Origin of the sequence: Dickeya oryzae, from assembly GCF_009372235.1 — a bacterium.
GTDB lineage: Bacteria > Pseudomonadota > Gammaproteobacteria > Enterobacterales > Enterobacteriaceae > Dickeya > Dickeya oryzae.
Genome location: NZ_ML762920.1, coordinates 152247 through 162794, shown reverse-complemented (window position 1 = coordinate 162794; position 10548 = coordinate 152247). Strand labels below are relative to the sequence as shown.

Sequence of the window (10548 nt, the reverse complement as noted above, 5' to 3'; positions counted from 1 at the left end):
TTTCCTATGCGTTAAAAGGGTCAGTCCTGTCCAGCAGGTCGATACGACCGGCAACGTTGATGGACAGGTGCGATTCCAGTTCGGTGAATGACAGCACAGGGACGTGATGAAACTCGTCCTGTAACAGAATGCGCAGCGGACTGCGCAGGTCCTGCGCGACCAGAATCAGGGCTGATGACGGCAGCATCGGCGGGAATGCGCGTCGCAACTGGCCGAGCAGGGTGGCGGCGTACTCCTGGTTTAGCGCGAAGAAGGTGTCGTTTTGCGTCTGGCGCAACGCATCACGCAGCAGCTCTTCGGTTTCCGGTGTCAGCAACCAAACAGTAAGGCTGTCGTCCTGACTGTACTGGTGGCAAATCTGCGCTTTCAGTTCCAGACGCACATAGTCGGTCAGGGCGTTGATATCGCGCTCATGCTGGCCGATATCGATCAGCGCTTCGGCAATCGGCCGCACTGAGCGTAGTGGCACCCGTTCCGACGCCAGCCGTTGCAGCACACTGGCAAAGCGTGACAGCGGCATGATGCGTTGCAGCTCCTGCGCCAGTTCCGGTTGTTCGCTCTCCAGCCAGGCGAGGATCGATTTGGTTTCCTGTAGCCCGATAAACTGCGCGCCGCTGCGATGCATCGCATTCTCCATGCGCGTCAGGATCAGCGCTTCCGCGCTCCAGGGGCTCAGTTGTGGCTGTTGCAGCATCGGGTGGTCCGGCGTCATCCACAGCAGGTGCTGTTCATCGCGGGCAGGCAAGCCGGGTATCATGCCGTCGTCCGGGGCGTCTTGCGGTAGTTGTTCCCGTGAAACGGCCAGTAACGGCACGCCGAAGCTGGCCCGCAACTGCGGAATTTCATAGACACAGAAGCGGAATTCATCTTCCGGTATGGCAGGAGTGAACTCGATATCGAACGAGGGCAGGGTAAAACCAAAGTGGTACACCAGCTGGTTGCGCAGACGTCGTATGTTTTGCACCAAAACAGCGGCAGCCGCGGCGCTTTGCCATACCGTGTGAAACTGCAGCAGGTAGGCGCGGGTGGGGTTGAAACGCCGCAGGTCCTGATAACCGTTCTGGTCGGCAGGCAGGTTGTCGTTTGCCAGTAACGCATCCTGCAGGCCGTTTTGTTTGGCACGCCAGAGCTGGAATAACCCGCTGCCGAGCGAAACCAGACTGATCATCAGAAAAACCAGTGTTGGCATCCCCGGCAGCAGGGCGAAACCCAGCATGCCGACCGAGGAGATAATCCAGGCTTTGGGCTGGCTGGTTAGCTGTTCGGCAATTTCCCGACCAATATTGTTGTCCGTTTGCTGGCCGTCGGCTGAAACACGGGTGATGATCATCCCGGCGGTCAGGGAAATCAGCAACGCCGGGATCTGGGCAATCAACCCGTCGCCGATGGTCAACACCGAGTAGATATGCATGGCGTCACTGGCGGCCATGCCGTTTTGCAGTACGCCGATGGCGAAGCCACCAATCATGTTGATAAACACGATCACCAGACTGGCGATGGCATCCCCTTTCACAAACTTCATCGCGCCGTCCATCGCGCCGAACAGTTGGCTCTCTTTGGCGAGGTTTTCCCGGCGCTGGCGAGCCTGTTGCGAGTCAATCAGCCCGGCACGCAGGTCACTGTCGATGGACATTTGTTTACCGGGCATGGCATCCAGCGTAAAACGCGCGGCGACTTCCGCCACCCGCTCCGACCCTTTGGTAATGACCAGAAAATTCACCACCGTCAGGATCAGGAAGATCACCAGTCCGACCGCCAGGTTGCCGCCCACCACAAAGTTACCGAATGCCTCCACCACGTGACCCGCATCCTGTTGCAGCAGGATCTGCCGGGTGGTGGAGATGGACAACGCCAGCCGAAACATGGTGGTCAGCAGCAGTACCGCCGGGAACGTGGAAAACGCCAACGGTTTGGGCAGGTACATCGCCAGCACAATCAGCAGCGATGAAATACAGATATTGAACGCGATCAGCACGTCGATAAGATCGGTCGGCAGCGGGATGATCATCATGAACACAATCGCCATGACGATCACCGCACCCACTACCTCGGAGCGCTGCATCGCGCTCATGGCAAAACGGTTAAGCCATACGATCAACACAGCCATCGGTTACCCCTTAGCCTGGGTTCGGTCGTTCTGTTGCTGTTTTTCGTATTGGGCGACGTCGCCAATCAGACCACGAATCAGTTGCAGGGCGGTGAGCCGGTTTTTGGCATCGCGCCACAGCGGGTGTGGCAGGTCGTTGACCAGCGGCAGCAAGCCGTTGAAAAACAGCAACTGGCGTTGCCTGTCTTGCCCGGCGACTTCACGGCCCAGATTGTGCAGATCGCGGGCATACGCCCCGTTGCCGCTCAGGCCGATTAATCGTCGCGTCAGCGCTACCGCGTTCAGTGTGCATTCCGGCATCCGCGATGCCAGCCTTGCCAGTAGTGACTGGCTAGCCGACAGCGTATGGCTGAGTTGGCGTGAGTCGTTCAGGTTGCTGAGCATCCGGCTCAGCACCGGTTTTGAGATGGAGGGCGCCAGCGAGGCAATATCCGCCGCCAGCGCTCGCTGGAGGGTGCGCAACCCGACCGCGAAATGCTGAGCGTCAAAACGTTCCAGCAGAGCATCCAACAGGGCGGCGGGAGATTGTTGGTGGACAATGCGCTGGTAGTAAAGCTCACGCAGCGCTTGCTTCTGGTTTGGATCGGTACTGAACAGGGAGATAGCGGCGGCGGTGTTCAGACCGGCCCGCACTTCCGGCCCTTTCTCTTGTTGCAACTGCGTCAGGCTCTGGCTGGCTGCCTGCGTGAGCGCGGCGTCCTGCTGCTGTTGTGCCTGACTTAACACATGGCGCAGCACGATATCGCTGCGCGCCGCATCGCCGCCGGCCGCTTGCAAAATAGCATCGACCGTCGGTGGTACAGACTGCTGCAACAGCGCCTGCATCTGACGAATTTGCTGGTCAAGCGTCGGGTGTTTCGGGTTTTCCAGTAACTGAAACAGCTCTGTCAGTTTTTCGATACGTTCGATATTGGCCAGCATGCGGCTTTGCGGCTGGCTGATTTGCCGACGGCTAAGCGCTTTGCTTTTGCGTTCAACCTGCTCGCCAAAACTGGCCGTGACTTCTTCCATCGCATCGTTCAGCGCTTTGTCGTGCGACGGGTGGGCCTCGCTGGCTTTGGCCGGTGAACCGACCGGTGCCTGGTCGTCGATATCGTTGTCGTTGATGGATGTGCTGCTGGTCGTGAGCACAGAAGAAACGTTGTTGAGTGAAATCATGGTCCTGTCCTGCCTGAAGCGGCCTCAGCGTTAGCGGTGTGCTGTTATGTGGCTGGATCTGGAGGTGGGTTCCCGTTAAATGATGCAAGTCAACAATAACAAGTAACAATGAGTTATTATTTATTTTTGAAATTATTTAATTGGTTTGCTCTGCAAGAGTTTGCAATTCGGACCGAATTTCATGGGCAATAACTGGCGTAAAACATCACGTAGAGAAAAAATAAATTATTATATAACAGGTGGTTAAGTAGTTTTCATGGGCTGGCACGCGCCTTGCTCTCCCGGATGCGCCAATCAGGGCACAACGATGGAGAGTAAATGAAATGGAAACGACTGCACTGAAACAATTGGATGTGTGTCAGGTTCATACCCCTGCCAATACCGTGGACTGGGAGCAGGTTTTCCGCCTGCATGGCAAGCGACTGCAAAATTTCATTCGTAAGCGTGTATCGAACCGTGAGGATGTGGAAGATTTACAACAGATGACCTATCTGGAAGTGTTGAAAAACCGTGAGAAATTCGCCGGTGCTTCACGTCCGGAGACCTGGGTTTTCGGCATCGCTTTGAATCTGGTGCGTAATCACTTCAAGCAGTCGCGTTATCGCATCGTCGATATCAGCGACGAGGTTCTGGAGGCTATGGAAGTGATGTCAACGGATATCGATCCCAGCCGTATTACCGAGAGTGATCACGCACTGGATCGCGCGCTTGCTGCCAGTGCGCACTTGCCGGAGGACACACGCAAGATGTTAGTGATGCTGCTGGATGCCGATATCAGCTATCAGGATATTGCCACTCAGCTCAACATTCCCATTGGTACTGTTCGTTCGCGTCTTTCCCGCGCCAGAGGATATCTGCGCCAGGCCGTTGATGCATAAGCCCAGCCCCTGCGTGGTACACCCGCGCTGGGGATGACTTATATTGCCATGTTCAGGAGGGCGTCTCCCTGGAGTCGGGAGATGAAGGAACCTGTCAGTCAGCATCAGGTTGTCGCCGCCACGTAGTGTGATGGTGCCGCCTAACAGGGTCGCAGGTCTTCTCACCTGAAGGTGATGCCTGCGGCTTTCCTTTCGCTGCCGACGCCTGTAAGCGCGCGTCGGCAGGCTTAGCGCTAGCAAGGAGATGGCAATGTTATATACCCCGACTTCCCGGCAACCCCAACATCCGGACGACGTACCGCCGCTGGAGCTGGTGGATTTTGCCTTTAGCCGTATCAAGGATGCCATTTATATCGTCAACGATAGGGAGCGGTTTTGTTACGTCAATGACGAGGCCTGTCGCATGCTGGGCTACAGTAGCCTCGATTTTCGCCGCATGCAGATACACAACATCGATCTGAGCTGGAGAAAAGAAGAGGCGAATCGCCACTGGTGCGATCCGCGCTGCTGGAAGCGCGGGCTGACGTTTGAAACCCAGCATAAAACCCGCTCAGGGATGGTGTTGCCGGTAGAGGTCAGCGTAAATCATTTTCTCCATAAAGGACGACAGTACAGTATGTGTGTAGTCAGAGATATTCGTGAGCGTAAACAGAACGAGCAACTGGCCTATGCGCGTGAGCAGGAATTTCAGGCGCTGGTGGAGAATTCACCGGATCTGATTACGCGGTTTGATCCCGAGCTTAACTGCCAGTATGCCAACCCGGCTACGCTGGCCCACCTGCGTTTTACCGCCGAGCAGTTACGTGGCCGCAGGATGACGGATTTACTGCCGAATGCCCGCTGCGCACAGCGAATTTTGCAACTGGTGAAGCAGGTGGTGGATACGCACAGCAGCGTTGAGGGTGAACTGGAAGAGGACATTGGTGTTACCACCACACGCCATCGGGTTATCCATCACATCCGGTGTGTGCCGGAGTTTGACCAGAACGGTCGGCTGACCTCGATTCTGACGGTCGGGCGCGACATCACCGCCATACGCTACGCCGAAAAAAAGCTCGAGAACTCTCACATGCAATTACGGTTGCTGGCGCGCCAGAGGGAGATTTCCCGTGAAGAGGAGCGCAAGCATATCGCCAGAGAGATCCATGATGAACTGGGGCAACACCTGACCTCCATGCGCATGAGCCTGTCGCTGATGCGCATGCAGTTTGCCCGCGATAATCCGCATATGCTGACACAATTACAGAATTTAATGGCATTGTCTGATAAGACCATCCAGGTGGTGCGACATGTCGCGACCCGGCTTCGCCCCAACGTGCTGGATATGGGCTTAACGCCAGCACTGGAGTGGCTGCGTGACGATTTTATTCGTCAGTATCGCTGCCCCTGTTTGTTGCATGCCCCCGAACCGGAAGTGCTGCTCAACGATGAGTACGCGACCGCGGCGTTCCGGGTAGTACAGGAGTCGCTCACCAACATTGCACGCCACGCCCAGGCGACACAGGTGGTGATTTCGCTGGAAAATCGCGACGGCATGATTGTGCTCAGCGTGCGCGATAACGGTAAAGGATTTGACGCTCAAACCTGTAAACCGAATGCTTTCGGCCTGATGAGTATGAAAGAACGAGGCCGGATGCTGGGAGGTGAAGTGACGATAGACAGCCAGCTGGGAGTCGGTACGCTGGTTCGATTAACGTTTCCGCAGGATACCGCGTAACACAGATTTCTCTAAAGAGGACGAAAACGCGAATGGATAGACTAATAAAACTGATGATCGCCGACGATCATGTGATTATGCGCGAAGGGTTAAAACAGATCTTTGCATTAGATGAGCGTCTGGAAGTGGTGGCAGAGGCGGGAACCGGTTCACAGGTGCTCTCGCAGCTACGGGAATGTCAGGTGGATTTGCTGCTGCTGGATATGTGTATGCCAGGGATTTGCGGTGAAGAACTGATTATTCGCATTGTGGCGCAGTATCCGCGTTTGCCGATTCTGGTATTGAGCATGTACAGCGAGCCGCAAATCGCGCGGCGGGTACTGAAGAGCGGGGCGCTGGGCTATATCACGAAAGATAAAGACCCGGAGGCGTTATTATCGGCGATTCGCCGGGTTGCGCAGGGCGCGCGCTATATTGACCACAGCATCGCCGAGCAAATCGTGTTTGCGGATTGTCAGGCCCAAGGCGATGGGCGTCATGACCTGTTGACCACGCGAGAGCATCAGATCATGGTCATGCTGGCGCAAGGGCTGGGGGTGAATGCGATTGCCGATATGCTGGCTATCAGCAATAAAACCGTCAGTACCCATAAATCACGATTAATGGAGAAGATGCAGTTCACCACCAATGCGGATATTGTGAAATACGCATTGAACCAGCGTTTAATCGTCTGACGCTACTGTGCTGTTTAGCCCCCGTGTTTGTCGCGACGAGACGTTGTGATGGCTGAGGGGGCATTCCTGCCCGCAATTTTCGTAACATGCTGATTACACTCGTTTCTGGTGTCAGACTATTCCTACTTCGTACACTGAAATCCCTACCTTAACTTCAGCGGTTGGCTGATGGCTTGTTTTGCTGCCGACGGTAATGTGTGCGCATACCATTAATAAGCTGTTAAGGCGGTCAGATTTATCGCTGTTAATCGTTAGCACATCGTCAAGATGACGAGACGGTCGTCAGATAAGCAGGATGTCGTTACCCACGTAACGGCCTGACAGGGATATGACCTGGCAGCGCGATAACGGAATACAGGAAAAATACAGGAGTAGTCATGACGATAAGGAATAGCAATGAATTCGAGCAGTCACTTCATTGTGTCTCCCACGAGTCTTTATTAACCCCCCCTGTGGAAGATATGCACGGTCCACTCTCTTCACTCATCCACACTATCGCCCCTCTCCATGTTGATATCGTACTGGAAGGCGAAACCGGCACTGGCAAAGATACGCTGGCGCGCCGTATTCACCAGCTTTCCGGTTGCCCCGGCCCGCTGGTGGCGGTGAATTGCGCCGCCGTCCCCGAAACACTGGCGGAAAGCGAATTGTTTGGCGTGGTATCCGGCGCGTATACCGGTGCCAGCCGCTCGCGTGCCGGGTATCTGGAAATTGCAGACAAAGGCATTCTGTTTCTGGATGAAATCGACAGTATGCCGTTGACGCTACAGGCGAAAATGCTGCGGGTACTGGAAAGCCGCGGTATCGAACGGCTGGGCAGCACCCAGTTCAAACCGGTGAACATGCGGGTGATTGTTGCCACACAAACGCCATTGCAAATACTGGTGGAAAAAGGGCGTTTCCGCCGTGACCTTTACTTCCGGCTGGATACGGTAAAAATTCAGTTGCCGACGTTACGTTCGCGCACGGAGATTATCCTGCCGCTGTTTCAGCGTTTTTTGCACGACGCGGCCGCGCGGCTGAAACGGCCAGTACCCGGTGTGTCAGCCATGATGCAGGAACAACTGTTGATGCATGACTGGCCGGGCAATATCCGGGAACTGAAAGCCGCCGCAGAACGCTGGGTGCTGGGGCTTTCACCGGTGCCGGTCGCCGCGAATGCTGAGAAGGCGGGGAGTGACACGCCGCTGACTTCACTGAAGGTACGGTTGCGCCGCATTGAGCGTTTCCTGATTCAGGAGGCGTTGCAGCGTAACGATCACTGTATCGATAACGTCGTCAATGAACTGGGTATCCCCAAACGTACGCTCTATCACCGCATCAAATTGCTGAATGTCGCCGCACGCGGACTGTAGTGCGAATTACAGCGCGAACCGTAGCGCCGATAGCCGCGTCATTGTTATTTATCAGGTTCGATCCTGTTATCACCACCAGGGGAAAAAAAGTGAATCTCTTTTGGAACTCCCTTTTACTTCCTCCTACTTAACTTATGAACACGATGACTGTGTCTGTCGCCGGGTTACTGGCGAAATTTACTTTATCAATCAATTGTTAACTGGAGATATCTATCATGATGGGACTGTCTAACGCTGCTGCGATGACCAGTATGAAATACCTGGACGCTACCGCTGCTCAAACCACATTGGTGACCTCTGCCGCCCAGGCGCAGACCATGAAAACTAACGCTATGTCATCCATCACGGATATGCAGATGGACTCTGCCACCAAAGCCATGAACTCCGGGCAGAAAGCGGCCAAAGCCATTCAGTTCTGATGTTGTGTAGGTAGTCGATTTCCGGGGGGAGCGTTCCCCCGGTTTTTTGTCACTATACCCGTCATACTTCAAGTTGCAGGTGTGTTGGCTGCGTTCATTCACCCGAATCACTTACCTAAGTAAGCTCATCGGGATGAAATGAGAGACATCCTGTCTCTCACCAGAGGCCAGCCGTTGGCTGGTCAAATTCGTTTCCAACGAATTTGTCACTCACTTGCCGCGTTACAAGGCTCTAACGAGCCTTGCCCTAAAGGGCCAACGCGTAGCGTTGTTCAACACGCGAGCGTGTTGTCCTGCAACTCGAATTATTTAGGGTATAAACGGTCATCAAAAAAGCATTCACCAAAAAACATCCATCAAAGAGGAACGGACTCATGATGAAAGTGACTCGCGTCAATGCGCCTCAGAGCGTTGTTAATGGCAATGCGCCGAGTGGTCTGAATACCCCTGCGCAAGCGGATGTGAATTGGTTTAGCTCCGCTATCGAACCCACCGCCCCGGCAACACCGAGCGCCGACAACAAAGCCTGGCTAGGGGCGCTGGCGGAGAAATCCGACAAGCTGGAAAACCTGCTGCAAAAGGCCGAGCGCCAGGTCGGTAAAAGCATCACCGGTAATAACCCGAAAGATGTGATGGATGCGACCCGGACGTTGTCGTCGTTTTATCTGGAAAGTCTGCTCAACGCTAAGGTGGTAGCGAAAAGCGTTCAGAGCCTGGAAAAACTGACCAACCTGCAATAATCGCGAATAACCCTGAGTGAATCCATGATCAACCCATAATCAATGGCACTATGATGAGTCAATCCATCCTGCACCGATTCCTGACCCTGCTACTGGCGATGCTGATTGCCGGTTGTGGTGATCGCGTGGAACTCCATCGCGGTCTTTCTGAAAACGATGCCAATGAAGTGATTGCTGCGTTAGGGGGCTATCACATCGGGGCGGAAAAGCGCCCGGATAAAGCGGGTGTCAGTATTCTTATTGATGTTAAGGACATGGAGCGAGCCGTCAACATTCTCAATGCCGCCGGATTACCCCGTCAGGCCCGCACTAATCTGGGTCAGGTATTTCAGAAGACCGGCGTGATTTCCACACCGCTGGAAGAGCGCGCTCGTTACATTTATGCCTTGTCTCAGGAAGTGGAATCCACACTCACGCAAATTGACGGCGTGCTGGTAGCGCGGGTTCATGTTGTGCTGCCTGAACGTATTGCACCGGGGGAACCCATTCAACCGGCGTCCGCCGCTGTGTTTATCAAATACCGGCCAGAGCTGGAGCCGGACGGCATTGAGCCGCGCATTCGCCGTATGGTAGCCAGCAGTATTCCGGGGCTGGCCGGTAAGAGCGAAAAAGACCTGGCTATCGTGTTTGTACCCGCAGAACCGTACAAAGATCATATTCCAACCGTATCACTGGGGCCGTTTCAACTGATGCCGCAGACCATGACGCAATTACAGTGGCTGGCCGGTTTACTGGCGTTGGCGCTGGCGGGAGTACTGGGCTGGCGTTTCGGTAAGCCCTGGTGGTCACAACGTATAGCCAACAGACAACAGGCGCAACCGGACGTGAGGGCGGAGCATGAACAGCATGCCCGATGAGAGCGACGTCCTGCGCTGGAACCAGTGGTGGTGCTATGGCTGCTTACAACAGGCAGACCCAAGTTGGTTCGATGCCTCGCGCTTTGACGAGAGCGATATGGCGCTGGCGTCGGTGCACCATACCGCCATACGTCATCGTCTCGGGCTGGTGGAAGCCTATCCTCCTGAGCCGCAAAACGCGTTGTTGCAACTGGGGCAACTGGCACCGCCAGCACGTCATCAGGTTCTGGTGCTGATAGCTGCGGTCTGCCGTGAAACGTCCGGTGAATTACCGGATGCACTGGCCGTCTGGTGCCGACGGTTGGCGAAAGCACTGCGCCCCGGCTTGTGGTTGCCCGCATCGCTGACGTTTTCGCAACACCGGGAGCAGGATGCATTGGTGATATTACGCCACCGCTTTCCTGCACCCTGTTGGAGCCGCTTACCACTGTTGTACCCACGTAGCTGGGGTGAGCGCCCGCAAGAGCCGTTGTCTAAGAACTTACCTGCCAGCCGTATCGCCAGTTTGTGTGACGCGATTATCTGGAAAGTCGTGACAGAGCAGGCATACGGCTTAGGTAGTTTCATTTTAAAATAGTTTACTATATAAACTATTTGACGGTACGTTATCAATCGTGAGTCTCATCACTATCAGGGAGAGGGA

Annotated in this window: 10 protein-coding genes; 8 read left to right on the top strand and 2 right to left on the bottom strand. The window is 54.9% G+C overall.

Annotated elements, in window-relative coordinates:
* Positions 1-4: 4 nt before the first annotated feature.
* Both sctV and sctW read right to left on the bottom strand, forming a co-directional pair.
* Positions 5-2107, bottom strand: a complete 2103-nt coding sequence (sctV, locus tag FAZ14_RS00720) for a type III secretion system export apparatus subunit SctV (RefSeq protein WP_153507884.1) — start codon at positions 2105-2107, stop codon at positions 5-7.
* 3 nt (positions 2108-2110) lie between these two features.
* Complete coding sequence (gene sctW, locus FAZ14_RS00715) at positions 2111-3265, bottom strand: type III secretion system gatekeeper subunit SctW (protein ID WP_153507883.1); 1155 nt, start codon at positions 3263-3265, stop codon at positions 2111-2113.
* Between the two features lie 323 nt (positions 3266-3588).
* Here sctW and FAZ14_RS00710 point away from each other — a divergent pair, with 323 nt between their 5' ends.
* The 8 genes from FAZ14_RS00710 (at position 3589) to FAZ14_RS00675 (ending at position 10482) form a co-directional block, all read left to right on the top strand.
* Positions 3589-4143, top strand: coding sequence for an RNA polymerase sigma factor (locus tag FAZ14_RS00710; protein WP_016942333.1), 555 nt, complete (start codon positions 3589-3591; stop codon positions 4141-4143).
* Positions 4144-4393: 250 nt separating this feature from the next.
* Positions 4394-5860: a PAS domain-containing sensor histidine kinase gene (locus FAZ14_RS00705; RefSeq protein WP_153507882.1), complete on the top strand. Its 1467-nt coding sequence runs from the start codon at positions 4394-4396 to the stop codon at positions 5858-5860.
* Between the two features lie 32 nt (positions 5861-5892).
* On the top strand, positions 5893-6534 hold the full coding sequence (locus FAZ14_RS00700) for a response regulator (RefSeq protein ID WP_153507881.1): 642 nt from the start codon (positions 5893-5895) through the stop codon (positions 6532-6534).
* Between the two features lie 377 nt (positions 6535-6911).
* A complete protein-coding gene (locus FAZ14_RS00695) occupies positions 6912-7889 on the top strand; it encodes a sigma 54-interacting transcriptional regulator (RefSeq protein WP_153507880.1) in 978 nt (325 codons plus the stop codon).
* 215 nt (positions 7890-8104) lie between these two features.
* Positions 8105-8308: a type III secretion system major pilin HrpA gene (locus FAZ14_RS00690; RefSeq protein ID WP_016942330.1), complete on the top strand. Its 204-nt coding sequence runs from the start codon at positions 8105-8107 to the stop codon at positions 8306-8308.
* 374 nt (positions 8309-8682) lie between these two features.
* Positions 8683-9048, top strand: coding sequence for an EscI/YscI/HrpB family type III secretion system inner rod protein (locus FAZ14_RS00685; protein ID WP_153507879.1), 366 nt, complete (start codon positions 8683-8685; stop codon positions 9046-9048).
* A 53-nt stretch (positions 9049-9101) separates the two neighbouring features.
* Complete coding sequence (gene sctJ / locus FAZ14_RS00680; RefSeq protein ID WP_153507878.1) at positions 9102-9905, top strand: type III secretion system inner membrane ring lipoprotein SctJ; 804 nt, start codon at positions 9102-9104, stop codon at positions 9903-9905.
* Positions 9886-10482: a serine kinase gene (locus FAZ14_RS00675; RefSeq protein WP_235914424.1), complete on the top strand. Its 597-nt coding sequence runs from the start codon at positions 9886-9888 to the stop codon at positions 10480-10482. The genes sctJ and FAZ14_RS00675 overlap by 20 nt, the downstream gene beginning before the upstream one ends.
* Positions 10483-10548 lie beyond the last annotated feature (66 nt).

Coding starts and splice junctions, on each gene's coding strand:
- FAZ14_RS00710 (WP_016942333.1), top strand. CDS start 3,589: ATGGAAACGACTGCACTGAAACAATTGGATGTGTGTCAGGTTCATACC.
- FAZ14_RS00695 (WP_153507880.1), top strand. CDS start 6,912: ATGACGATAAGGAATAGCAATGAATTCGAGCAGTCACTTCATTGTGTC.
- FAZ14_RS00700 (WP_153507881.1), top strand. CDS start 5,893: ATGGATAGACTAATAAAACTGATGATCGCCGACGATCATGTGATTATG.
- FAZ14_RS00690 (WP_016942330.1), top strand. CDS start 8,105: ATGATGGGACTGTCTAACGCTGCTGCGATGACCAGTATGAAATACCTG.
- sctW (WP_153507883.1), bottom strand. CDS start 3,265: ATGATTTCACTCAACAACGTTTCTTCTGTGCTCACGACCAGCAGCACA.
- FAZ14_RS00685 (WP_153507879.1), top strand. CDS start 8,683: ATGATGAAAGTGACTCGCGTCAATGCGCCTCAGAGCGTTGTTAATGGC.
- FAZ14_RS00675 (WP_235914424.1), top strand. CDS start 9,886: ATGAACAGCATGCCCGATGAGAGCGACGTCCTGCGCTGGAACCAGTGG.
- FAZ14_RS00705 (WP_153507882.1), top strand. CDS start 4,394: ATGTTATATACCCCGACTTCCCGGCAACCCCAACATCCGGACGACGTA.
- sctV (WP_153507884.1), bottom strand. CDS start 2,107: ATGGCTGTGTTGATCGTATGGCTTAACCGTTTTGCCATGAGCGCGATG.
- sctJ (WP_153507878.1), top strand. CDS start 9,102: ATGAGTCAATCCATCCTGCACCGATTCCTGACCCTGCTACTGGCGATG.